A 24371-nucleotide genomic window follows, 5' to 3' on the forward strand; every position below is an offset into this window, starting at 1 on the left:
TTTTAGAGTTTTGCATCCATATTTTAAAGGTTTTTCAGCCATATTTTGGAGATATTCAGGTCTCAGCTATCTCTCCTGCTTTTTCAATGGTTACATCAAATACCCTGGGTTTTTCAAGCAGGATCCGCACCTCGTTTAGACTGCTTGCAATCTCGTAAACATCGGTATTTTTGGAGCGATATTTCATCAGGATTTCCTGGCTGTCCTGCCCTGAAACCCAGATATTTTCTCTCAGGGTGTTCTCAAGCGCTTTTTCTTCTTCCTGGATCTGCCTTCTGAAATAGTTCAGTCTTTCTTCCAGATTTTCGTACTCTTTTTCATAGAGCTTCTTATCTCCGTAATCAAGGCTGATCTTGAATTCAAACCCGTATTTTCTGCGGAATTGTTCTGCCAGGGACTCAAAGTTCAGGGAACTGTTGACATTGCTGTAATCGAGCCCGAAACTGTAAGAATGGGTTGGAAATTCGGTATGGTGTTTTAGCAGGTCAAGGGCATTGTCGAATGTGAGGTTCCTCTGCGCTTTGACCCCTGAAAATCTTGAGCTTTTCAGGCTGCCTGTTGTCCTTCTTTCTTCTTCGTAGCACTTATTACAGGCTACAAGATCTGGAAGTTCCTGCTGCAAACAACTGTAAATGGAATTTTTCAGATCAAGGACATCCAGTTTCAATTTGCCAGTATCCGTGCCACCTGAAACAACCCTGTCCAGAATAAGTTTCCTGATTGCTTCTTTTTGTTCCGGTACTTCCCAGAGTACGTGCTGCAGCAGGACAGCAGTCATCCGGTCTACACTGGTATGTCCGTTTACGAATGAAGCTACCCTGAGTACATTTACAATTTTCTTCCAGCGCCTGTCCGAGACAAAAATATTTGAGTTCCTGAGTTCTCTTCGGAGTGCCTTTATAATTGACCGAACCTCAGGATCAACAGGGAGGTCTCTTGCTCTCTTCTGGGTTTCCTTTATTTCTTCTATGCTGAGTTTCGTTGAGGGTACGAAATCTTCGGTGTTTTTGAAGATCAGGTCTTCAAGGTTCTCTTCGTGCTGAATATAATCCACCCTGTACCGGAACAAAAAACGGTCGTAGAGAGCTTCGAGGCTTTCATCTTCTTCCGGCAACTCGTTGGAAGCCCCAAAAACCGTAAACAGAGGCACCTCAATAAGTTCCTTGCCGTTATGGTACTTTCTCTCATTCAGTACAGTCAACATGCTGTTTAAGATGGAACTGTTTGCCTTGAAAATCTCATCGAGCAGGGCTATATGGGCAGTTGGAAGGTAACCTTCTACCCGCCTGCTGAACTCGTCCCTTTCAAGCGCTTTAAGGGAAAGCGGCCCAAATACCTCTTCAGGCGTGGAAAAACGGGTAAGAAGATAATGGAAAAAATTTCCCCCCTCTATAGTTTCGCAGATTTTGCTTGCAAGCAGGGTTTTTGCAGTTCCGGGTGGGCCAAGTAAAAGGACATGCTCACCGGAGAGGAGTGCAAGAAGAGACCCGTTAATTTCAGCATCTCGTTCTTTAAAGTAGCCTGAAAACTCCTGTTTGATATTGATAACCGTATTCTTTAAATCCAGAATTCTCATAAATTCCAAGACCTATACAAATTTCTTTTTTTCAGCATCCCGCCTTTAGTATGTGAGAAAGATGCTACAATAGTGAATTGCAATAGCCGGTTAGAATAATATAAAAAAATGAATTTCCTATTTTTATGGGCCTTGCCTTAATTAATTTTTCTAAAAATTCTTATCCCTACCACCGATATGCCTGCGGATTATATTTCTTCCCCGAGATATACCTTTCTGCTTTGATACTGAAGCCCAGTTTTTATCAGGTCTCATACGCTGGGATCCATCTTGAGAAAGTTTTTTCCGACCCTATCAGCCCCACCGATCCTGTCTTTTACCATCCGAAGAGGTTATGCATAAGGAAGGTGATGATTAATGAGAATGATTTAAATTCACCTGAGTGAGAATATTCCTGGTGACGAATAAATAAAAATCGCATCCTGAAATAAATCAAATTCCGGAAGTCACTGCATGAATGATTTCGAGCGTGAAAAATACAGCCGTCAGATTCTTCTTTTTGGGGAAGAGGGACAGGAAAAGTTGAAGAATGCAAAAGTGCTGGTTGCCGGGGCAGGCGGGCTGGGAAGTCCGGTTTCCACCTATCTAGCAATAGCAGGAATCGGAAAAATAATTCTTGCAGATTTCGATTCCGTGGACCCCAGTAATCTAAATAGACAGTTTCTTCACCATCAAAAGGACATCGGAAGGCTTAAGGTAGAGTCAGCAAAGGAAAAACTGCTCTCCATGAACCCGGATATTGAGGTTGAAACTATAGCAGAGATGCTTACCGAATCAAATCTCGAAGCCCTTGTTCCTGAATGTGATGTTATAGTTGATGCGCTTGATAATCTCGAAACCAGACATATGCTTAACAGGTTTGCCATTAAAAGAAGGATTCCTTTAATACATGGAGCAGTTACCGGTTATGACGGCCAGGTAACAACAATAGTGCCTGGAGAAACTCCCTGTTTTTACTGTATTTTCCCACGCATTTCCAAAAAGGAAGTTTTTCCGGTTTTAGGGACAACCCCAGGGATCATCGGTTCCATCCAGGCAAATGAAGTTATTAAATTCCTGACAGGACAGGGAAAGCTTCTGGAAGGTCGCCTCCTGTTCTGGAATGGGCTTTCTGGAAATTTCAGCGAAATATCACTCTCAAAGCTAAATAATTGTCCTGTTTGTGGAAATCTTAAGACAATGCGTGGAAACAAATGAGAGTTTTACTATTTTAAATCCAGATAAAATTTTATTTCGATTCCCTGCCGCCTATTAACCAATTTATATATATCTTCAGTAATAATATCTTATAGGGTATATCTCATAGGGTAATATCTCATAGGGTATAGGGTAATATCTTATATGGTATCTTATTAAAGGGGATTTTGTGCGAGGGAATTGGATGAAAAAGAAGACCATGCCAGTTGAGAAGGAAGTCAATGGTTTGAACGGAAACTCAAATTTATGGTCTTATGGGTTTCAGGATCTGAATTATGGGTTTCAGGATCTGAATTATGGGTTTCAGGATCTGAATTATGGATTTCAGGATTTGAATATTTCTTCACCGACTTCACTTCCTGCTTCACTTCCTGCTTCACTTCCTGCTTCACTTCCTGCTCTTATTCCGAATGCACCTTATTTTGACCTTCGGATCTATAGGGAGCCCATGATAAAGTCGTTGATCAAGGTACACAGTAAAGATATGTACCGGCTGCTTGAGAAAGTTCACTTTGATGGAAACTACTACAGGGTAAAGTGTGTAAGTTCAGGGGAGTGGGAGTACTGCTGGGATCTTGCCGTCAGAATTCAATTTTTTGGAAAAATGCTGGGAATGACTCTTTATCCCAAGCGCCTGGTTTCACAGAAAGAAAAAAGAATTGTCTACAGGTCTATGATCCTCGTTAACCCTTACCAGCTCTGGGACGAAGCTCTTGTAAACAAATTCTGGAATTTGCAGGAGAGGGTTGAGTTCCTGATAGCCAGAATTCTTTTTCACGAGTGTATTCACGTTATGATTTCGCTTGGAAATATCCTGCCTTCAGGTTTTGGAAACACGGACATTTTCCTTGAGTTTAAGAAGATGCTGGAAATCTCGGTTTCCGAGATGCTTTCTCATGAGCTTCATAATGTACAGTTCCGCCTCTGGAATCTTGTGCTGTTTGGATCGTCAGGTTCTGAAAGTGAAAAAAAACTGCTTGAAAGAGTTCAGGAAATATACGAGTTCCTTATCAACGAAAAATACGCTAACCAGAAAACTGGAAAAGCTTTCCGTTTCCCATCAAACAACACAAAAATTGCCAGAAAATACTCCTGGATGGCAGCTGTTAAAGCCGGGGGAGACAAGCAGGTTAGCAAAAGAATCTGGCAGGTAGAGGTCCGCAGGCTCAGGATCGCACTGAGGGAACTCTTTGAGGGGATTGATACGGAATTAAGTAATATGGGATTTACAATGGATTAAATCATATAAATCCTAGGTTCCTCATTTTTAGGCACACAAATGTCTCCTGATATCGGAGTATGCGCTTAAGTTTAAACACATGATCTTTGTAGTAAAATTCTCAAAATCGGGATCTTATGACCTCACCGATTCTTCTTACTACCGATATGCGCTTAAGATTTGGGAACTAAGGATAAATGGATAATTATGGGTAAATTAAATGAAAAAAGTTGAATAATTATAGAACTGATGGATTTTCTGACCTTTTTCTTTTTCCCGCCTTCATTCTATGATTCGTAGTTTACTTTTCCCCTTCTTTCTTCCCGTAATTTTATTACTTACTTTATCTCTCTATTGCTTTGTTTTTTAGAGCTGAACTTTACTACCTTGTTCCAGAACTTTTACAATCTTTTCCATATCGGGAAGTTCATGCACAGGATATTCTTCGAAGAATATAACCTTCTGTTCCTCGTCGATAATTATGTTCGCCCTCTGAGATACCCCTTCTTTTTCTCTGAATATTCCATATGCTCTGGCAACCTCCCCATGAGGCCAGAAGTCTGAAAGAAGCTTGATGTGTGTAATTCCAAGTTCCTTAGCCCAGGCTCTTTTTGAAGGTATAGGGTCCACACTTATGCCAAAAGCCACCGTGTTCAATCTGGAGAACATTTCGTGATTTTCCTCAAGTGATTTCATCTGTTCTGCACACACGCTTGTCCAGGCGAGTGGATGGAATGATAAAAGAATCTTCTTGCCAGCGAAATCATAGAGGTGCACCTCTTTTTGTTTCTGGTCTCTTAGCCTGAAATCCTGAATTTTGTCTCCGATTTTAATCTCGCTCATGATAATTTCCCCAATTTAATAAAATCCCCTATGTTTAATAAATTGTCTGTCTGCTGACCTGTTTAAACTGCTGGCAGTTTGACATTTTTGACAGCGAGAAGTAAAGATTGGAATGCAAAAAAGGTTCAAAGCGGGAGTAACATATAAAAATAACTTGAAGGGCAGTTCATATTAAAAAAATAATGGAAAACAAAAAAAAGTAGTAAAAATAAAAATGACGACGGAATGATTCAATTATAATATCAAAGTATTTATTGCCAAGAATCATTATTGGGATACTGAAATTAAGGGTCAGTTCCTGAACTGCAAATTTGAGGTTATATTTTTATCATTCCTGAATAATCAACAGTCTTTAATTGATTATAAAAACTTTGTTTTTCTTCTCTATATAAAGCGTATCTATATAAAGCGTATAGTGAACTTGAAATCATGGTAAAAGTAATTTTCAATTTTATTTACTTAATTCTCCGAATTTTTTCTCTTGAGAAGGTTCTTGCATTTTTCAATTATACCTTCATTAACTGATTCTGATTTGTTATTATTTACTCTATTGCGTTTCATTTGATCGTGTTCTCTACGAGACATCGGTTTAGAAGTTTTTTTAGACATTGTTAAACACCGTTTAAAAGTAATAAAATCAATCTTTCTTAGGTTATGTCCGTGAATTGTCAATCAATTATAAAAAATGAGTGGATTTGTTGTTTTTGAGTAAACATATGCAAATTTATATATATGTTGTTTTTCGATAACTGACAGACACTGTTATTCTTATTTATACTCGAGTTGGTGCAATAACCCGGTATAATGTTAGTGACTCTAACCTTTTCTTAAGATTGAAATTATACACCCATATTTACTGTAAAACTTAAATATAAGAGTAACGAAAGTCCCTGAGAGAATTCTTATTCCTTCACTGGTATTGCAAACTTTATAGTAAATTCAGTTCCGGAGTCTCTTTTTAGTTCAAGTTTACCTTCTAGCTGATCTACAAGGATAGCAATTAATTGAAAGCCAAGGGTATCAGAACCTTCTATATTAATGTTTTCTGGGATACCCACTCCATTGTCCGAAACGGTTAAGATAAAGTTAGCAACCTTATTTTCGTAATCACCTTTTATGCTTCCTGATACATCATTTAAAATACCTGTGTCTTCTTCCTTACAAAGCTCCTTACAAAGCTCCTTACAAAGCTCCTTACAAAGCCTGATTTGAATTATTCCGTTAGTTCTGCCTGAGAATGCATACTTTAGAGAGTTTGAAATAATTTCGTTGACAATCAGCCCTAGAGGAACTGCAATATCGATATCGAAGAAAATGTTATCTTCAAGATCCATATCTAAGCCAATGTTCATATCTTTAAAACTGTAAGCCTGGAAAAGGTTCTTAACAAGCTTCTCAAGATATGGAGAAAAGTTCAATTCATTATTTCCATTGCCTTCATGCAGTTCTTCATGAATCAGGGCAATTGAGATTATTCTGTCCTGACTTTCCCTGAAGGCCTCAAGAACTTCCAAATACTCAACGCGCCCTCTACTTTTGAATTTTTCAACCTCAAGATCCAGCAGGGATGAGATCACTTGAAGGTTGTTTTTAATACGATGATGGATTTCCCTTTTACGGGCATTTTCGATATTCGCAAGGAAAATTTCTGTCTTTTTTCTTTCTGTGATGTTTTTAGATGCCCCAATAATCCTATATGCATTCCCGTTCTCGTCTCTCTGACAGATGAAGTTGTCCTCAATAAAAATATATTCTTCATTCTTATTTCTAAAACGGTACTCGATTCTGTAAGTATCTTCGGGCATCTGAAATTTTTCGTGATTTTCAAGGAATAGATTTCGGTCTTCCGGATGAATACGGGACAGACAGAAATCACGACTCTTATTTCTTAAACCGATATTTTTAAACTCATCAGGAGTAAATCCTGTTATCTTCTCGACATCGCCTGCCCAGGCAAAAGTATCTTCCTTAATATTATACTCGTATATGATCTGTCCTGTCTGTTCGGCCACTATACGGTATCTTTCCTCGCTTAACCTGAGCGCTTTTTCAGTTTTCTTACGCTCGGTAATGTCCTGAAGTATACCCCTAATTCTAACAGGATTATTTTCCTCGTTAAAAGTGATTTCTGGCTGTACATGAACTATTTTTTCTCCTCCGCCGGGTAAAATAATCCGATGGTCAATGCTGAAAAGTTTCCCATTTGAAGCTTCTTTAATTGCATTAATCACAACGTCTCGATCTTCAGGATGTATATAACTTAAAAACTCATTATAAGTTGGAGTTGATCCCTGGGGTTTAAGTCCAAAAATTCTGTAATATTCATCAGACCACCATATTTCATTAGTTATAAGATTCCAGTACCAACTTCCAAGGTGTGCTATTTTTTGAGCTTCTGCAAGGTTTTTTTCGCTTTCCTTCAATGAATTGTAAGATTTCTCAAGCTCTGACGTACGCTCTTCAACCAGTTTTTCTAAATTATCATGCGCTCTTTTTAAAGCTTCTTCTGCCTTTTTAAGCTCTGTAATATCACGTGCGGCAGCAAAAACCCCAATAACCTTACCATTCTCGTCTTTATAAAATGAAGCATTATACAAAACAGGAGTTATATGCCCGTCCCTGTGATGAATTCCCAGAGAATAATCCCTAACTTCACCATCTAGAAACACCTGTTGGTATCCTGTAAGGGCTTTCTCAGGTTCAGTGAAATAATATGAAAAATCAGTTCCAATCAATTCGTTTCTGGAATATCCAGTAACCTGTTCTGTAGCGCCATTTACATCCGTAATTTTGCCGTCAGGCCCGATGGTTATTAATGGGTCCAGGCTAGCTTCAATCAGGCTACGATTATAAAGATTTGAGAATTTCAGAGCTTCTTCCGACTTTTTCCTTTGCAGAGCCTGCGTCACTGCCGGTGCGATAGCTTCAAGATCCTCCTGCTGCTCGTAACTATAGCCGTTTTTACGGTTTGCAACCGCAATCAATCCTATTGTTTTCCCGTCCTGAACAAGGGGCACTCCAAGAAACGATCTGATTGGGGGATGCCCTTCCGGCAAGCCTCTGCTGTCTGGGTGTGACTGCGGATCATTGGTAAAGAAAGCGTTCCCTTTGTTAATGACACTGCCGTAAAGACCATGAACAGCAAATGGACTACGATGCTCTGTCTTGTCGTACATAAGGCACTGTTCCCATGCAAGCTCGCTTTTTGCAACATCGTGCAGCAACCCGTCGGCATCCATTCCATTGATGAAACCAAACTGGCTGCCGGTCATTTTCAGGGCGACAGATAAACACGTATTTCCCAGTTCTTCTTCTGTTTTTGCCTGTACTACATTGCTGAAAATTTTATTTATTCCTTCAAGAATTCGGTTGTATCTGCAAATACGGTTCTCTTCTTGCTTGCGCCTGGTGATGTCAGTAAACATGCCTATAGAGCCTGCAAACTTGCCATCTTTGCCAAAGCAGGATCTAGTATTTACAAGAGTCCATAAGGGTGAGCCGTCTCTGCATATTAGTTTAAATTCATGGCTCTCACCAATATCTTGCTGTCTTTTTTCAATATTCAGTATGGAAACAACTTTATTTTCTTCATCTATGAAATTCCACCCAGATCTGCCAATCATTTCTTCCTGGCTAAATCCTAACATATCTGTCATTTTTTTATTTACATAGATAGTCTTGTTTTCAGCGTCAACTACCCATATACCCTCGTTTGCTGTCTCTACGATGTTGCGGTACTTATCCTCGCTCTCCCGCAGCGCATCCAGCAGAGTATCGCATTCGGCCAGCGATTGTGAAAGCTTGAAATTACTGTGGCTTAGTTGCGAGATCATGTTGGCAAGTTTCATGAAGAAGGACATGTTTTTGTTCACAGCCTGTCTGCTAAGCCGTGGAACTTTTTCAAGCGCTGCTATATACTCCTCTTCATTGAAGCCGTATTTTCTAGCCTGGAACCGGAAAAATTCATATTCAAGAGGTTCATCCTCAAAAAAGAAGTGCCCTGAGAAGATATTGCCTATATGCTGGCCGCCCACAATAAGAGGAGTCGCGACATCCCACATGTTATTTTTGCACCTGTACAGCTTAAGTTCTCCAGGAGCAACACCCAGGGACAGTTTTGTATCACTTTCTACGCAGTATTTGCAGGTTTCGGGATGAAACCTGTGGAATTTTGAGCAAATCTCTTGCCGCCCAGCAATTGCAGGAACATTACCTTTGAGGTCGACCAGTGCTGTAGTAATGTGAGTAAGTTCATATAAGTCATCCATGAGAGACTGAATCGCTGGAATATCAAGAATATCAGCCAGCTCAAGGTTTTCTGCCATCCTGGAAGGTGAGAGGTTATTATCTAACTTCAGCCCAACATATTGCTCATTCTGGCTCAGTGCTTCCTCTACTTGCTTCTTCTCAGTACAAGGTTTCCTCAATTTTTCTCCCATTCAGAACCTTCTCCGAAAATCAAGGGGTCACTTTGTTTGTTGCTTTAAGCAGACTAGATCAAAAATGTACTCACCATTGGGCCTAAGCGAATTCTATCTTGATAGCAATTAAATCATTTTAAAGTTATAAAAACAACTGCAAAATATCTTTATAATAATGATATTGCACAAATTATTTAAAGAAATTGTACTTTTTTTAAAAAAAGTTTGAATAGAAATAGCCTTTCAATATATAGAAAAGTGTTTTATCCCAAAATTGTTTTATCCCAAAATTGTTTTATCCCAAAATTATTTCGCTTTTTTAATTTCTGTTATTACATTTATGTATCGTATACAAGTGACCCATTACTTCACTCCAACTTCGATAATGTGTATCAACCTGCAGATAAATACCACAACGGAAGAATCACAAAGAGGGGATCAAAGGGAGCAAGATGGATTCTGACGCAAATTGCTCAAGCAGCGGCAAAAAAGAATAACAGTAAGTTAAAAGAGTTTTTTAACAGGAAAACTAGTTTTTATTTAGACCTTTACAGATAATTATTCAAATTTCTGTTCGCATGATTTTGCTTTGTTAATTGTATCTTGTCCTTCGATTAAACCGTTTTTCCCATTTCATATGCCTGTTCCATTGCTTTTGTTTCTTTGATGTCTCCAATGTTCCAGGCACCGGTTCCGTAGATAATACCCTTTTCCTTTGCTCCTTCAAGGCAGGAAGTAAATCCCCTGAATCCTTCAAATGTTCTCTCCATAGCCTGCTTACTATCGTCGGCTGCCGTCGCAATAAAATAAAAATCCTTATCGCCGATTTCCATGTAACGGGAGCAAGTGCGGTCAATTAGAGTCTTCATTTGACCGTTCATTGTGTAGAAGTACACCGGCGTTGCCATTACAATCGCATCTGCCGCAATCATTTTTTCCAGGATTTCTGCCATGTCGTCTTTTTGGGGACAGCCCTCTCCCATGTTAAAACAGGTTCCACATCCTGTGCAGTAATTGATTGTTTTATCTCTCAAAAAGATCTTTTCTGTCTGATTGCCTGCTTCTTTTGCTCCAAGCATAAACTGGTCGCACAACATGTCGGAATTTCCGCCTTTCCTCGGGCTGGCGGACAGTATCAATACTTTTTTACTCATTGAAATTATCTCCATATCTTGAGTTATCCTGATTTCTCAAAAGATTGTATCCAGCATCCTATTATGGATTACCACATGGATTTCTTTGTATCATTAGACCTAATCGGGTATTACTTCATTTAAACACGCAATCGCATTCAATGTCCTGGGATATCCGATATATGGCAATAGCTGCGTAACTGCGTTAAGCAATGTTTCTTTATCGTTTCCAACATTTAGATTGCCCTGTATATGCCCTTTTAACTGGGGCTCACATCCTCCCAGGGATAAAATCACAGAGAATGTCAAGAGTTCTCTTGTTTTTATATCCAGTCCTTTTCTGGTGTAGTAATCACCAAAACAGTTTCCAGACAGATATTTTTGAATATGGACCTGATCTGCTGGTGCTGCCTCATACATTTTATCGATTATGTCACCAAATATTTCCTTCTGAACTTCCAGCCCTTTTTCAAATCGTGTTTCCGGTGAAGTTGTAGACTGGCTTTCTAAGGGTAGTTTTATTCCCCTGCTTTCCAGTATTTCATTTGTGGCATGGATAAAATCAAATGCTTTTGCCATCCCGACATATGGTACGGATTGATATACAATCTCTTTAACCTCGATTGGAGTCACACCGACATTAAGTGCAGCACCAAGCATTACTTTATATTCGCTTAAAGTCTGGCTTGCGATTAGAGATGCCAAGATGACCATCAATCTGGTTTTTGTATCTAAATTTCCATAACTGATCACTTCATCAAAAGCAAAATTATCGAAAACTTCTATGTTCCGGATCTGTTATTTTTAGTGTTGATTTATGATTGGGAAATAATTTTTCATGGTTCTTGTTTGCTGTTTCACTGATACTCATAATTTACCTCTCTTTTTGCCCAGGCGGATATTCGGAATCCTTTTCACCGTTTCACCGTTTCCTCCTGACCGCCAGTTTGTTCTGAAAATTATTCGGTCAAATTCTCATTCATCTTTATTTTGTCGGTAATCCCGGTCCGGCCTCAAATTCCGCTGACACATCTTTTAAGTACTCTGTTATCTTCAGATGCTGAGGGCATGACTTTTCACATTGTTTGCAGTCTATGCAATCGCTAGCCTTGCCATGATTTGAAGTAAGGTTCAGATAATAAACAAACTGGCTTGAGATATTATCAGTTACAGCACGCTTTGCACTATTATACAATGCAAAGTAATCAGGTATTGCAATATTCTCAGGACACCCTGCTTCACAATATCTACAGGTTGTGCAGGGAATCGCAGTATCTTTATTTATAATATCAATTACCTGGCTGATGGTCCTGTATTCTTCCTCATTCAGAGGCTCGAAGTCTGCCATATATGAGGTATTATCAAGGATCTGTTCCATGGTATTCATACCGCTAAGGACCATCATGACGCCTTCCTGACTGGCAGCAAATCTGATCGCCCAGGAGGCAATGGATAATTCAGGATTATATGCTTTCATCAATTCTTCTGCTTTTTCTGGAACTGATGCAAGATTTCCACCCTTGCAGGGTTCCATTACAACAATTGGCTTGTTATGTTTTCTTGCCATTTCATAGCATCTTTTTGACTGAATGCCTGGATTCTCCCAGTCAATGTAATTGATCTGTAACTGAACAAAATCCAGTTCAGGATGAGCAGTTAGAATTTCATCCAGTAATTCCGGCGTGTCATGAAAAGAGATGCCCAGATTCTTTATTTTGCCTTCTTCTTTTTTCTTCAAAGCAAAACCAAATGTATCAAATTTGCATGCCTGCTCATAAGCACTCACACCAATATTGTGAAGCAGGTAATAATCAAAAAATTCAACACCACAATTTTCCAGTTGCTCATTAAAAATTCTATCCTGATCTTCCACTGCTTTTAACATTCTGGGAGGAAGTTTCGTCGCAAGAGTAAATTCATCTCTGTCATGTCTTTTTACTAAAGCTTCTCTAACAGCTTCCTCGCTCTTGAATCCATGGTATGTATATGCTGTATCAAAGTAAGTAAATCCTCTTTCCAAAAATGTATCTACCAATTTGTTTAATGCTTCTGTGTCAAATGATGTCTGATCATCTTTGTCCAGAAGTGGTAATCTCATACAGCCAAAACCTAATCGTTTTGCCATTTTATCTCCCCTTGCTAAATGATCCACAAATGTCCTGTGGACTCGACCAGCTCACAAGGTCATACTGATTTTATTCAACCAATCTGCGACATCTTTTTTCGCTGCACTTACACGAGAGCCCTGGATCGCGAGCCCCTTCAAAAGTGTTGCTTTCGGACAAAGTTTTGCAATGTCTTTTTCACTGCGGCCTAATCCGCTTCCTTCATGTGTACAAAATGGAACAATGGTCTTTCCGGAAAAATCATATTCTTCCAGGAATGTAAACACCGGCATTGGCATCGTTCCCCACCAGTTGGGATAACCCAGGAATATCACATTATAAGAGTCCATATTTTCTACATGGCTGGAAAGCTCAGGCCTGGCATTGTCATTCAATTCTTTTTTTGCCACGTTGGTTGTTGCAGTATAATCCCTGGGATAAGACTTCACTGTATCAATACGGAAAACATCGCCTCCTGTTATTTCCCGGATCATGTCGGCTACTACTTTTGTGTTGCCGACAGGCAAATTCACGATCTTTCCACTGACATAGTTATTCCCCTCACGTGAAAAACAGGCTATCAGGCATTTCTCTTCTTTTAAAGTCGCCATTCTTTGTCCCTCGCCTTCTTTTTGTTTATTCATATCCAAAAATTTTAACTAATGATTATTCCCGGATGAAATTTGTATAGATGCTTTTTTCTTTCATCGGCAACTGTACGCCAGCCTTCATGCCAGCCTCCTTGCATTTCAGGAACCATGCCATATTCCTTGCAAGCACACGCATGATCTGCAATCCTTCCAGGTCTGTTTTCACATCTTCGGGTTTTGCTCCATGAACCATATTCCAATAGCGGGAAGAAACAATAGGCATCTCCGAAATGGTGAAATACTTGTTAAGCTGGTCAAGTGTGGCTGTCGTCCCTGCTCTCCTTGCAGAAACAATTGCTGCCGCTGGTTTCAGATAAAAAGACTGTCTGCCTCCTAGCAGATCAGCATAGAAAACACAATCCATAAAAGACGTAATCGCTCCACCTGCAGCTGCATAATACACAGGGGAACCGAAAATAAATCCATCTGCATCTTTAGCAATGTTAAGAAAATCGTTGACGCGGTCATTAAATGCACAGAGCCCTGTTTTGGCACAGCTCTTGCAGGCAGTGCACCCGGTAAGAGGCTTTTTTCCGATCCAAAAAATTTCTGTGTCAATCTCTTCTTCATTCAAGGTCTTTGCTACTTCTGAAAGAGCCGTATAGGTACAGCCTTTCTCATGCGGACTTCCGTTTACTAATAATACTTTCACTCTTATGCCACCAATTGCATTTTTTATCTTTTTTAACTCTCTATTCTGTTTCCAGTGATTTTTATTTTTGATAGTGATGCTATCATAAATTGTTATATTCTTCATACGTTACTGGTTCCAGCCATTCTGCCGGGCCTGCATCAACATTTGTCTCAACGGAAATATGTACAAACCAACTGTCGGGTGCCGCTCCATGCCAGTGCTTTACATTTGGAGCGATTTTTACTACATCACCGGGATTAAGTTCTTGTGCAGGCTTTCCTTCCTCCTGATAGTAACCACGTCCGCCTGTTACTAACAGGATCTGTCCCCCCGGATGCTTATGCCAGTTATTCCGACAGCCGGGTTCAAATGTCACATTGCCTATGGGACAATTAAATTCATTATCCCTGTCTACCAGCATGCTAAGCCATGCTTTACCTGAAAAATACTTGCTGAACTGTTCCGGAAGTTCTTCTCCTTTCGGAAAGATCACGCTTTCACTTAAGTTTGATTTGTCCATATTTTGGTCCCCCTTTTCATTTTTCATGATGCTTAATTTCTTGAATGTCAAATATTCTTACTGAAAAGTCTACTAGCCGTAGCCTACCGTTAATACCGACAACTTTCATAATGTTCTCTCTTATTTTACTTTCATTATGATTGTCACAATTTTCTTTCTTAATCGTTTACTCGATCAACTACATGAGTGACTGATCAGTCATCGTATAAGATTTAATGGTATATAAAAGTAAGCCATACAGAGAAAGGTAAAATGTAAAAAATTGAAAAATAATTTTTCAACATGCCTAGATTCTTCTCCTTCGCTCAAACCGCTTTTCTCATTCATATCCCAACTCTATGCTTTGTTTCCTCTGATATCCCCCCATTCCAGGCATCATCTCCTTAGATAATGTTCTTTCAAAAATCCCACCAGGGAGTCGAAGGCATGTGTAGGTCTGAATCTAATAGAACGGTTTCACCAATTTCCGGGGCAATTATGTTTACTTCTCTTTTTTTTGCCTCCTTTTGTGCTCTTTCTATTGGTTCATTCCAACCATGATTAGCTAATGTAAATGCTCCCCAATGCATCAACATCATGGTCTCACCATTCGCATCCAGATTAGCCTGAACAGATTGTTCCGGTACCATATGAATATCCGACCAGCTCGGATCATATTGGGCACCTTCGATCAAGGTTATATCAAAAGGTCCGTATTTATTTCCGATCTCCTTGAAATGTGGACCGTATCCACCGTCTCCACTGGTATATATTCGAGTTTTATTTCCCAGGATGACCCATCCACCCCATAGAGTAGTATCGATATTAAACGGATCTCTTCCGGAGAAATGTCTGGCTGGTGTCAAAACAACGGTTAAGCCCTGATATTCCGTTTCTTCCCACCAATTGAGTTCCGTAATTTTTTCTTTTGGAATACCCCATCGAAACAGATGAGCACTAACTCCAAGAGGAACAAAGAAATGTGATACTTTGCTGTTTAGTTTAACAATAGATTGATAATCTAAGTGGTCATAATGATCATGTGTAATAAAAACTGCATCAATAGGCGGCATTTCATCAATAAGATGCAGCATAATATCTTCACTGTATTCATATCTTTTAATTCCCACAAATGAAACCGGCGAGGCAATAGGACTCAGCATAGGATCTATCAATAACTTTTTATTATCAATACTAAGCAGAAAAGCAGAGTGTCCAAACCAGGTCAGACTATCATTTTCACTTTTAATTTTGTTCCAGTCAATGGCAGAAACAGGAATTGGACCACTCGGGTTGCGGTCTTTAGCCTCTGAAGCAGAATCCTCATTCATTAATGAAGCGTCTGAGGAATTTATAACAAACTCTGTAGGATCCTCATTAATAAATTTCCCATCAACATAATTATTTAAATGTTGATACATTTCTGTTTGTTCTTTTGTTGGATTCCCACCGAAAGCCGGGTCTATGTTTATAAACAAGATAATAAAGACACCCAATAGAAGCAAAAAACTGAGTAAATATAACCCCATTTTTTTAATCCTTTTCATATTTTCACTTCTGTAATTCCAATTTTACGCAGCCAATTGGAGATCCCATTCTGCGCTTTTTTACGTTTCTACTCAGGACTGCAAAACCATCCAGAATAGGGCAGGACGACTCTTACTGTATACACTGAGGAGTTATTATGGTACGATGGAAAGGAGATGCCTTTGATTTCCTGTTTATTTTATAGATAGTGAATATCTTAATCGAGCATATGACTGACTAATCACTTTAATATTGAGTGAAAAAAAATTAGTTATTAGCCAGACCTTTCCAAATAATCTGGAATCCATCTTCTATAACCTTATTTTCATCCAGTGATAAATCTGAATCAATGATAAGGTTCACTACCGCCCTGCTACCCTGATAAAACATTGCAATGGTAAGCTCCGCAGAAAAATCTCTGATTTCTCCCGCTTTTATTCCTTCATCCACAAGCTTATGGAGGAATACATACTCTTTCATCACTTCATCACGTGTAAACTTTGTGATGTAAGGAGATGAACAGAACTGCCCGACAAAAAGGAATTCTTCCTGATTTGCTACTCCCCATTTGATTAGATTTGACCATATTTTTTTTAATTTGTCCTTGAAGGTATTCTGTGCCTCAATTTCTTTTCCCATACTGCGGCTTAAATCTCCCTTTACCTCAAAGTACAGGCTGTTGATAAGGTCTTCCTTTGTAGGAAAGTAATTGAAAAGTGTGCCTGTGGCTACACCTGCTTCTTTTGAGATTTGTGCAGTGGATGTACCGTGGAAGCCTCTTTCTGTGAAGAGCTTTAAGGCTGCTTCCAGAATGGCTGTTTTTTTGTCTTTGACCTGTTCTTTCATGTATTATCTCTATAATTGACTGATTAGTCATTTATGTTTTAATATTAAGTTATTATAAATACTTTATGGCATTTTATTCTTGGCTTTTAGCAGGTATTGCAGTACATAAGGGATTTTTGGCAACTTAAATAAAAAATATCCAGCGATACATTTAAAAATCCGAATTGTTAATGTGTAGAGATCATCATGCTCATAGTACTCTCATTAGGCGGTTCAATTCTCGCAAAAAATCTAGATCCCGATCGTTTTTTAAAATATGCGGATGTTCTCCGTAAGCTCTCGAAAAAGCATACCCTGCTTGTAGTAGCCGGAGGAGGAGAAGCGGCAAGGAATTACATCGAAACTGCAAGGGCAGTTGGTGCCGATGAAGTTACATGCGACTACATAGGTATCGAAATTACTCGCCTGAATGCACACTTGCTTGCTGCAGCTCTTGGGCCCGATGCCTCTCCGGAAATTCCTACAAATTATCTGGAAGCTGCAAAGGCTATACGTCCCGGAAAGGTAGTCGTCATGGGAGGAATTACCCCTGGTCAGACAACGGATGCCGTCGCTGCAATTCTTGCGGAGTTCCTGCGGGCAGACCTGCTGGCAATTGCAACCTCGATTGACGGAGTTTATTCCGCAGACCCTAACTGTGACCCTTCGGCAGTAAAATATGATAAAATCTCTCCTGAGAAGCTCATAAACATAGTTATGGCAATCGAGATGAAAGCAGGCTCCAAATCTCCTGTTGACCCGGTAGCCGCAAAAATTATAGAACGCTGCAAGCTCGATGCACTTGTCATGGATGCCCGGAATCCTGCCATGCTCGGAGAAGTTCTCGATGGGGAAGCCGTCAAAAAATCTCCAATATCCTGCGGGACCTGGATTACGACAAAGATGTGAGGCTCAAAACTCAAACCAATCAAGACTTAAAGTTCAAACCAATTAAGACTTAAAGTTCAAACCAATTAAGGCTCAGACCAGTATTAACAGCCAGACAAGATAGAGTTCGAAAAATAAAAGCTGGCTTCAAAATCTTTATTTTTACAGAAAATGAAAACTTAAACATAGAGGTTCCGACATATATCCCAATAACAGAAAACAGACGGAAGTGTCGGTTTAGAGTTTAGAACTCCTACAAAGCCAGTTTCCTGAAGTTTCTGTCCTGATATTTCTTAAAGGGAGGAGGAGTCGGGTTTGAGCTTGCCTGAAAGAAAGAGTTCTTTTAGACAGAGAGGGTTTATTTTCCACTTTTTTTTCATTCTTCTATTCCTGATAATCTTCTGCGCTGATCTCATTCCTGCTTTCGCTGCAGTAGATGGGACAGCCTTTGAAAAGGAAAGGCAGAGAGATGCCGTTATCATGGATTTTTTCTCGGACAATGTGCTCGCGGATACTACAGTACGGTTTGAGCTGCCTCTTGAAAATGCCTCTCTTGTTTTTACTTTGAATTCGGAGACGAAACTGCTGAAATCGGAAACTTTTCTTCTAGGGCCTGTTAAGAAAGGGCAGGAAGTTACAAAAGTACTTTTCTGGGGAATTGAGAATGATTTTGTAAAAGATACGGACTCTTATACAGCGCAGGTTTATGTTAAAAACGGGAATGAACGCCTTGCTTTCAGAAAACTTTCATTTTCCGACCGCAATCCTATCCTTTCAAAACTTAAACTTGTTGACTTCTCCGCAGATTCCGAGAAAGCTTCAGTTTTAATGAGTCTTACAAGCCCTGCTAACCTCAGGAGTATACAGGCGCCTGAACCCGGCGTTATCGACCTTGACCTGAAACTTCTCTCAGGAACGGAAATCGTGTATTCTGAAAAGCATAAGAATATCCCTGTTACAAGCACTTATTATAATGCAAGCTACTGGCCTTCCTGCTTGAAAAAGATAAAAACTACACTGCTCTTTTGAAGGTCCATTCCCACTCTCCTGATGTCACTGCAGCCTACAGATCGGATTTCAGAGCCGAAGAAAAAGTGGAAATTGTTGACCGGGATATCGATGTAGATGAATACGGAGCAAGTGTCACTATTATAGGAAGATCCCAGGTGCCCTTTGACGGATTTGTAAGGGTTGTGCTGACGCCTGAAGATGGAAAAGCGCATGTTTTTGAAGAGACCGCAGATATCCTTACATCAGAAAAAGAGGATACGGTAGGGATAATCTGGCAGGGAGTCCCGAAGGGAGATTATAATGTAAAGATCTATGTGCTGAATTCCGAAGGAGAAATTCTGGACAGCCATGAAACGGTTTTGAGGGTTTTTGAACCTGTTGCTGAAGCAACCCCCGTCGAAGAATCTCCGTCTATTTGCTTCTTCACAGTTCTGGGGATTTTTCTCTGCGCTGGAATCTTGTCTGGAAGGAAAAGGAAATAAAGAGTTCTGAAAAAGGAAAATAAAAAGTCCTGAAAGCTTTGAAAATCTTGAAAGATTTGGAAGCTTTGGAAGCTTTGGAAGCTTTGGAAGCTTTGAAAGCCTTGAAAGCCCAAAATAGTATAAAATTCGAATGCAGGATCATCATGTTTGACCTCATCATCCGAAATATAATGAACAGAAAGGTCAGGAGTGCACTGACAGTCTGTGGGATTGCCCTCGGGATCTTTGCAGTTATAGTTATGGGTGCGATGTCCGAAAATTTCCATCAGACTTTTGAGCGTTCCATGAGTGTGACCAGCGACAAAATTCGGGTTTTTGCCGAAAGTGGAGTCTTTGGAGGGGGGCTTACGGACGATAAGGTGAGTGACGTACTCCGGGTGGCAGGGGTGAAAGATGCATATGGGCTTTTAATGACTACTTTTGATGAGGACAAAATGGGAATGACCGGAAAGCAAATTCTGGGAGTCCCACCGGAGAAATCCAGCGTTGCCCTTTATCCCGTAGAGCTGAAAGCAGGCCGTTTTCTCAATCCAGGGGATTCTTATAATGTTGTTGTCGGAAGCAACATACAGAGGGAATATAAACTCCAGATCGGAAGTAAGTTTGAGATCCATGACAAGTATTTTACAGTTGTAGGAATTCTGGATTATACCGGCTCGATTTTCGATAACGCGGTAATCATACCTCTTGAAACTGCGCAGGACCTCTACGATGTTGGCAATTCGATTTCCTATATCTTTGCGGTGCCTGATGAGCGAGTGGATGCCGAAATACTCCCCAAACGCATAGAATTGAGTGTTAAAGGCACAAGTACCCTTTCTCCAGGGGAACTTGAGGTGCAGGCGAGACAGTCCTTTATGATTTTCAGCGTAATTACTATCAGTTCAGGGCTCCTTGCAGCAATCATAGGCGGCCTGTGCGTGATGAATACCATGCTCATGTCCGTTGCCGAGAGAACAAGGGAATTTGGAATTTTAAAAGCCATTGGAGCCGAAACAAAGGATATTTTGCTCCTGACACTCGGAGAAGCTTCATTTATGGGCCTTTTCGGCGGAATCCTCGGAATTCTGGTAGGTTCCGTGGCTGTCTATATTATGAATGCATGGCTCGCAAACACAAGGATAGTGCTTTTCCTGATAACGCCCAGGCTTCTTGTAATTGCCATGCTTTTTGCCTTGCTGATAGGTGCTCTTTCAGGGCTTTATCCTGCGTACAGGGCCTCGAAAATGAGCCCTATGGAGGCTTTGAAGCATGCATGAGATCGAAATCGATATTGAGGGGGAAGGGCTTGAGGTCTCGAATAAGCCGGAAAAAGAAGATAATAAGCTTAATTGGGGTAACGAAGACCAGAAAATCATACTTCAGGTTGAAAACCTTTCCAAAACCTATTTCCAGGGTAAAATCCCTGTCCATGCCCTCCGCTGCGCCTGCATAACTGTAAGAAAAGGGGAACTTCTTGCGATAATGGGGCCCTCAGGTTCCGGAAAATCTACTCTCCTCGCTCTTATAGGCACACTTGAAAAAGCAACTGACGGTAAAATAATTCTTGATGGGACAGACCTTACATCTGTGCCTGAAAAACTGCTTCCCCGCGTGAGAAGAGAAAAAATAGGCTTTATTTTCCAGCACTATAACCTTATCCCTACACTTTCTGCACTTGAAAACGTTGAGCTTTCCATGCGCTTTTCCAGAGTGCCCAAAAAAGAAAGAGGAGAAAGGGCCAGAAAGCTGCTAGAAGAACTTGGCCTTGGAGACCGACTTTCCCATAAGCCTTCGGAATTATCAGGAGGAGAACAGCAGAGAGTCTCTATTGCCAGGGCGCTTGTGAATAAGCCGGCGGTTATACTGGCGGATGAACCCACAGGTGAGGTGGACAGCAAAACCAGGGATTCAATTGTGCGAGTCTTCAAAGAGTTGAGCGAAAAAGGGCAGACGATTCTTGTTGTAACGCACGACCCTGAGGTTGCAAAGGAGTGTTCGAGGGTGCTCAGGATTACGGACGGGGTCATTAAAGATTAACCATCATACAAATCAGGTTTTAAAATACTGTTTTTTCTTCAGAATTATAAATCTATGTAGTGTGATGTTACACTTACTTTTATCACTATATTTTGGAACTGAATCCCCGTAGAGAGAAGTCTATAGAGAGTCTGTTTTCCTATTTTGATCAATGAGAAATTCTAAATTTGGCTGTTTTAGTGTTATGATTTCTATCTTTTTGAGCGCATTCTTTAACTCTTGGGTTAATTTTTTATAACAGTATAAATTTTTTATATATGCTGTTAGTTTCAAAATTTATACAGTTTCCTGCTGAAAAACGCTGTTCTTCTACGTTATAATTACAGCTAGCCTGTCAGGACAATAAACCGGATAAGAGTCAGAATAAAAAAGATTGTTTTGAGTATTTGATTTCTTTCGTCTTTTTTATTTGACCTCAAAGTCTGGAGTTATGGGGACTATGAGCAATTCCATACTATTCAGTCAAATTACCTGGCCGATAAACCAGTCAAAGCGGTTTAACCGATAAACCAGTCAAAACGGTTCAACCGATCTTACCGATCTAATTGATTTAATCTCAATTTCCTCGGTTATGAAACATCCTGTAATACCTCACATAAATTTTCCGTATCTAGCTATTAACTGCAATAGTTGCTGTAAAAGAGGAATCCCACAACTTATGAAATTTTAATATGGGGCGTATTATGATGTATGTAAAAGGAATCTTGAAAATTATCTGTTTAATAATTCTCGCACTTCACCTGATGACTGCAGGAAGTGCAGCAGCTAATGTGCTTTCTGTAAGTAACGACACTGGTCAGCCTGCAGATTTTACTACCATCCAGGCGGCTGTAGCTGCTGCAAATCCAGGAGATGAAATAGTTGTCAAACCCGGTATTTATGAGGAGAATATTGTAATTAATAAGAACATATCTATTGTTTCCGAATCTGGAAATTTCTCCGATACTGTAGTCCGGGCAGCCGACGTTTCTCAAGATGTCTTCAGTATCTGGGCAAACGACGTAAGCATTAAAGGTTTTGGCATAAGTGGGTCCAATTCCGCAGGTATTCATGTTTTTGAATTTATTGAATGCCACATTGAAAACAATGAATTGTTCAATAACAGCTGCGGTATCGATCTATATATACTGAGCTCAAGCAATACGCTTGAGAATAATGAAATTTCAAACTGTCTGACCGGGATTAGTATTGGCGGCGGCATGTACAATAATTTGAGCAATAATTCAATCTCAAATTGCAGTAATGGAATTTCACTTTTTGACTCCTCTATCAATGTCCTGGAGAATAATACAATTTCTAAAAACATAGAAGGTATTTATCTTACAGGCGAATCAAACGGCAACACTCTAGCAGGCAATACTGTAACCCTCAATAAGAAATCAGGACTGAATATTTACGGAACTTCAAACAATCTGATTTATAATAACTGTTTCAATAATACGGTAAACGTAGAGTTTGAAGAAGTTTCGGGAACAAATACCTGGAACACAACTAAAACCGAGGGTACCAACATAGCTGGCGGCCCTTACCTGGGAGGCAATTTCTGGGCAAAACCTGATGGGACTACATATCCTGAAAAAGCCAGGGACATTGACCTTGACGGAATATTTGATTCCCAGTATAATATCGAAGGCACCCAGTTCATAGATTATCTTCCCCTTAAAGGATTAGAGCCGGTAGTGATTACTGTAAATAATAGTACAGGGCCGGTTGCGGATTATACTTCTATCCAGGCGGCAATAGACAACGCACTCCCTGGTGACACAATCCTTATTTTCCCGGGCGTTTATGAAGAAAACGTCGACGTATACGTAACGAATTTGACCCTGACATCCCAATCTTCCAGTTATGGGGACACCAGTGGAGATACCATTGTCAAGGCAGCCAGCAGTCTGGATGATGTTTTCTATATTATTGCGGATGGAGTGACAATTCGCGGGCTGAATATAATCGGGCCTGTAGACTACCCCAGTTCAGGCATTCATCTTAATGGAGTTAAGTATTGTAATATCGAAAGCAACCAGCTCTCTAACAATTACATAGATCCTACTTCAAACCTTTTCAGTGGGAACAATTCCTCTATTAGCAATAACTCAGGGTCGGATACAGGGTCCGGGATCCGTCTTGATTCTGCCAGCAACAATCTCCTGAACAATAATACAGTCTCAGGGAGCGGAATTTCGGTTCTCCTGCGTAACTCCGCGGAAAATACGCTTCTCAATAATTCGGTATCCGGTAGTAACTACGGTATCTGGGTGGATTCTTCTAACAATAATACGCTGGAAGGAAATATTCTGTCAAACAATAAAATCGGGGCCTATCTGAAAGTTTCGAGCGGAAACGTACTTAACAACAGTAAGGTATCAGGCAGCATAAACTCTGGTATCAATCTGTGGGATTCTGTGGAAAATACATTAAGCAATTCCACAGCCTCGAATAACAGTGTTTCTATCGTTCTGAGGAATTCCAGCGCAAACCTGCTCAGTAATAACACGGTGTCGGATAGCAATTATGGTTTATGGCTGTACTCTTCGAGTAATGATAATAAGCTGAACGACAACAGGGCATTAAATAACCAGATCGGTATCTATGTAAAGACATCAAGTGGAAATGTTCTTACAGGCAATACTGCGTTAGACAGCACCGTGTCCGGAATCAGTGTCTGGGAAGCGACCGAAAACACGTTAATTAATAATGAAGCTTCGAACAATTATGTCTCCATTTATCTGCAGAATTCCAGCGAAAATGCGTTTTCCAACAACTCGGCCTCAGACAGCAATTACGGGATGTGGATTGCCTATTCCAGTAACAACAACCTGAGTGAGAATGACGTATCGAATAACAAATTCGGTTTCTATTTGAAAAATTCCAGCGATAACAGGCTGTCAGGTAACCAGGCAAATTCAAACTCCAGGCATGGGATCTATCTGGGTTCTTCCAGGAGTAATATCCTGGACAGTAACAGGGTTACTTCAAACTCGGAGTATGGGCTTTTCCTTCTTGATTCGGGAAGCAACTCGATTTATAATAACTATTTCAGCAACGTAAACAATATTTACCTGCAAGGTTCTAACACAGGTACGAGCCTGAATACAACCTTGACACCGGCAAAGAATATTGTTGGTGGAACTTACCTTGGTGGGAATTTCTGGGGTACTCCAAAAGGAGACGGCTTCAGCCAGATCCATGCAGATAAGAACGGAGATGGTATCTGTGATGCAGCTTATACCGTGAATACAGAGGGTATTGATTATCTGCCTCTTGCAGATTCTCGTGTCACAATCTAATCTGGAGTGCTGAAAAAGAAAATCTCCTGAAAAAATGTCCTGACTGTTATGCATA

At 40.2% G+C, this 24371-nt stretch carries 19 protein-coding genes and 1 pseudogene; 9 read left to right on the plus strand and 11 right to left on the minus strand.

What is annotated here, in order from left to right:
- Window positions 1-55: 55 nt before the first annotated feature.
- Window positions 56-1576, minus strand: coding sequence for an AAA family ATPase (locus tag MSKOL_RS01805; protein ID WP_048153369.1), 1521 nt, complete (start codon window positions 1574-1576; stop codon window positions 56-58).
- A 453-nt stretch (window positions 1577-2029) separates the two neighbouring features.
- Between MSKOL_RS01805 and MSKOL_RS01815 the strand changes: the two genes are divergently transcribed.
- Entirely contained in the window at window positions 2030-2773 is a 744-nt protein-coding gene (locus tag MSKOL_RS01815) for a HesA/MoeB/ThiF family protein (RefSeq protein WP_048153371.1), read from the plus strand.
- 184 nt (window positions 2774-2957) lie between these two features.
- Window positions 2958-4013, plus strand: a complete 1056-nt coding sequence (locus tag MSKOL_RS01820; protein WP_048153372.1) for a hypothetical protein — start codon at window positions 2958-2960, stop codon at window positions 4011-4013.
- A gap of 345 nt (window positions 4014-4358) precedes the next feature.
- Here MSKOL_RS01820 and MSKOL_RS01825 read toward each other — a convergent pair whose 3' ends face one another.
- Together MSKOL_RS01825 and MSKOL_RS01830 are read right to left on the minus strand one after the other, a co-directional pair.
- The gene (locus tag MSKOL_RS01825; RefSeq protein WP_048153373.1) at window positions 4359-4835 is read right to left on the minus strand and encodes a peroxiredoxin; all 477 of its coding nucleotides are present in this window, start codon (window positions 4833-4835) and stop codon (window positions 4359-4361) included.
- A gap of 902 nt (window positions 4836-5737) precedes the next feature.
- Window positions 5738-9274, minus strand: coding sequence for a PAS domain S-box protein (locus MSKOL_RS01830; RefSeq protein WP_052725303.1), 3537 nt, complete (start codon window positions 9272-9274; stop codon window positions 5738-5740).
- Window positions 9275-9640: 366 nt separating this feature from the next.
- Between MSKOL_RS01830 and MSKOL_RS19700 the strand changes: the two are divergent.
- A pseudogene (locus tag MSKOL_RS19700) lies at window positions 9641-9784 on the plus strand (transposase); the annotation flags it as partial.
- 86 nt (window positions 9785-9870) lie between these two features.
- On the opposite strand, the gene MSKOL_RS01835 reads toward MSKOL_RS19700, so the two are convergent.
- From MSKOL_RS01835 to MSKOL_RS01870, 8 genes are all read right to left on the minus strand, one after another.
- Window positions 9871-10410 (minus strand): flavodoxin family protein, encoded by a 540-nt coding sequence (locus tag MSKOL_RS01835; protein WP_048158091.1) that lies wholly within the window; start codon window positions 10408-10410, stop codon window positions 9871-9873.
- 99 nt (window positions 10411-10509) lie between these two features.
- Window positions 10510-11142 carry a carboxymuconolactone decarboxylase family protein gene (locus tag MSKOL_RS01840; protein WP_231592357.1) on the minus strand — a complete coding sequence of 211 codons (633 nt, stop codon included), beginning with the start codon at window positions 11140-11142 and terminating at the stop codon, window positions 10510-10512.
- A 232-nt stretch (window positions 11143-11374) separates the two neighbouring features.
- A complete protein-coding gene (locus MSKOL_RS01845; protein ID WP_048153374.1) occupies window positions 11375-12514 on the minus strand; it encodes an aldo/keto reductase in 1140 nt (379 codons plus the stop codon).
- A 51-nt stretch (window positions 12515-12565) separates the two neighbouring features.
- Window positions 12566-13105: a flavodoxin gene (locus MSKOL_RS01850; protein WP_048158092.1), complete on the minus strand. Its 540-nt coding sequence runs from the start codon at window positions 13103-13105 to the stop codon at window positions 12566-12568.
- A gap of 55 nt (window positions 13106-13160) precedes the next feature.
- On the minus strand, window positions 13161-13796 hold the full coding sequence (locus MSKOL_RS01855; protein ID WP_048158093.1) for a flavodoxin family protein: 636 nt from the start codon (window positions 13794-13796) through the stop codon (window positions 13161-13163).
- Window positions 13797-13878: 82 nt separating this feature from the next.
- Window positions 13879-14298 (minus strand): cupin domain-containing protein, encoded by a 420-nt coding sequence (locus tag MSKOL_RS01860; RefSeq protein WP_048158094.1) that lies wholly within the window; start codon window positions 14296-14298, stop codon window positions 13879-13881.
- 398 nt (window positions 14299-14696) lie between these two features.
- Complete coding sequence (locus MSKOL_RS01865) at window positions 14697-15824, minus strand: MBL fold metallo-hydrolase (protein WP_197078808.1); 1128 nt, start codon at window positions 15822-15824, stop codon at window positions 14697-14699.
- A 247-nt stretch (window positions 15825-16071) separates the two neighbouring features.
- Window positions 16072-16650: a TetR/AcrR family transcriptional regulator gene (locus MSKOL_RS01870; protein WP_048117371.1), complete on the minus strand. Its 579-nt coding sequence runs from the start codon at window positions 16648-16650 to the stop codon at window positions 16072-16074.
- Window positions 16651-16836: 186 nt separating this feature from the next.
- Between MSKOL_RS01870 and pyrH the strand changes: the two genes are divergently transcribed.
- From pyrH to MSKOL_RS01895, 6 genes are all read left to right on the plus strand, one after another.
- Window positions 16837-17538, plus strand: coding sequence for a UMP kinase (gene pyrH, locus MSKOL_RS01875; protein WP_048117373.1), 702 nt, complete (start codon window positions 16837-16839; stop codon window positions 17536-17538).
- Between the two features lie 294 nt (window positions 17539-17832).
- Window positions 17833-18546: a hypothetical protein gene (locus MSKOL_RS20845; protein WP_231592360.1), complete on the plus strand. Its 714-nt coding sequence runs from the start codon at window positions 17833-17835 to the stop codon at window positions 18544-18546.
- The gene (locus MSKOL_RS20850) at window positions 18543-19010 is read left to right on the plus strand and encodes a hypothetical protein (protein WP_231592362.1); all 468 of its coding nucleotides are present in this window, start codon (window positions 18543-18545) and stop codon (window positions 19008-19010) included. Before MSKOL_RS20845 ends, MSKOL_RS20850 begins: the two co-directional genes overlap by 4 nt.
- 74 nt (window positions 19011-19084) lie before the next feature.
- Window positions 19085-20269: an ABC transporter permease gene (locus MSKOL_RS01885; RefSeq protein WP_231592365.1), complete on the plus strand. Its 1185-nt coding sequence runs from the start codon at window positions 19085-19087 to the stop codon at window positions 20267-20269.
- Window positions 20262-21029, plus strand: coding sequence for an ABC transporter ATP-binding protein (locus MSKOL_RS01890; RefSeq protein WP_231592367.1), 768 nt, complete (start codon window positions 20262-20264; stop codon window positions 21027-21029). The genes MSKOL_RS01885 and MSKOL_RS01890 overlap by 8 nt, the downstream gene beginning before the upstream one ends.
- Window positions 21030-21712: 683 nt before the next feature.
- Complete coding sequence (locus MSKOL_RS01895; protein WP_048153375.1) at window positions 21713-24316, plus strand: nitrous oxide reductase family maturation protein NosD; 2604 nt, start codon at window positions 21713-21715, stop codon at window positions 24314-24316.
- The last annotated feature ends 55 nt before the right edge of the window (window positions 24317-24371 follow it).

It is taken from the genome of Methanosarcina sp. Kolksee (assembly GCF_000969945.1).
In the GTDB taxonomy this organism is placed as follows: domain Archaea; phylum Halobacteriota; class Methanosarcinia; order Methanosarcinales; family Methanosarcinaceae; genus Methanosarcina; species Methanosarcina vacuolata.

Excerpts from the sequence above, each read along its gene's own strand:
- MSKOL_RS01815 (WP_048153371.1), top strand. The coding sequence starts at position 2,030 with ATGAATGATTTCGAGCGTGAAAAATACAGCCGTCAGATTCTTCTTTTT.
- MSKOL_RS01825 (WP_048153373.1), bottom strand. The coding sequence starts at position 4,835 with ATGAGCGAGATTAAAATCGGAGACAAAATTCAGGATTTCAGGCTAAGA.
- MSKOL_RS01870 (WP_048117371.1), bottom strand. The coding sequence starts at position 16,650 with ATGAAAGAACAGGTCAAAGACAAAAAAACAGCCATTCTGGAAGCAGCC.
- pyrH (WP_048117373.1), top strand. The coding sequence starts at position 16,837 with ATGCTCATAGTACTCTCATTAGGCGGTTCAATTCTCGCAAAAAATCTA.
- MSKOL_RS01820 (WP_048153372.1), top strand. The coding sequence starts at position 2,958 with ATGAAAAAGAAGACCATGCCAGTTGAGAAGGAAGTCAATGGTTTGAAC.
- MSKOL_RS01835 (WP_048158091.1), bottom strand. The coding sequence starts at position 10,410 with ATGAGTAAAAAAGTATTGATACTGTCCGCCAGCCCGAGGAAAGGCGGA.
- MSKOL_RS01895 (WP_048153375.1), top strand. The coding sequence starts at position 21,713 with ATGATGTATGTAAAAGGAATCTTGAAAATTATCTGTTTAATAATTCTC.
- MSKOL_RS01845 (WP_048153374.1), bottom strand. The coding sequence starts at position 12,514 with ATGGCAAAACGATTAGGTTTTGGCTGTATGAGATTACCACTTCTGGAC.
- MSKOL_RS01805 (WP_048153369.1), bottom strand. The coding sequence starts at position 1,576 with ATGAGAATTCTGGATTTAAAGAATACGGTTATCAATATCAAACAGGAG.
- MSKOL_RS01830 (WP_052725303.1), bottom strand. The coding sequence starts at position 9,274 with ATGGGAGAAAAATTGAGGAAACCTTGTACTGAGAAGAAGCAAGTAGAG.
- MSKOL_RS01890 (WP_231592367.1), top strand. The coding sequence starts at position 20,262 with ATGCATGAGATCGAAATCGATATTGAGGGGGAAGGGCTTGAGGTCTCG.
- MSKOL_RS01850 (WP_048158092.1), bottom strand. The coding sequence starts at position 13,105 with ATGGCGACTTTAAAAGAAGAGAAATGCCTGATAGCCTGTTTTTCACGT.
- MSKOL_RS01865 (WP_197078808.1), bottom strand. The coding sequence starts at position 15,824 with ATGAAAAGGATTAAAAAAATGGGGTTATATTTACTCAGTTTTTTGCTT.
- MSKOL_RS01860 (WP_048158094.1), bottom strand. The coding sequence starts at position 14,298 with ATGGACAAATCAAACTTAAGTGAAAGCGTGATCTTTCCGAAAGGAGAA.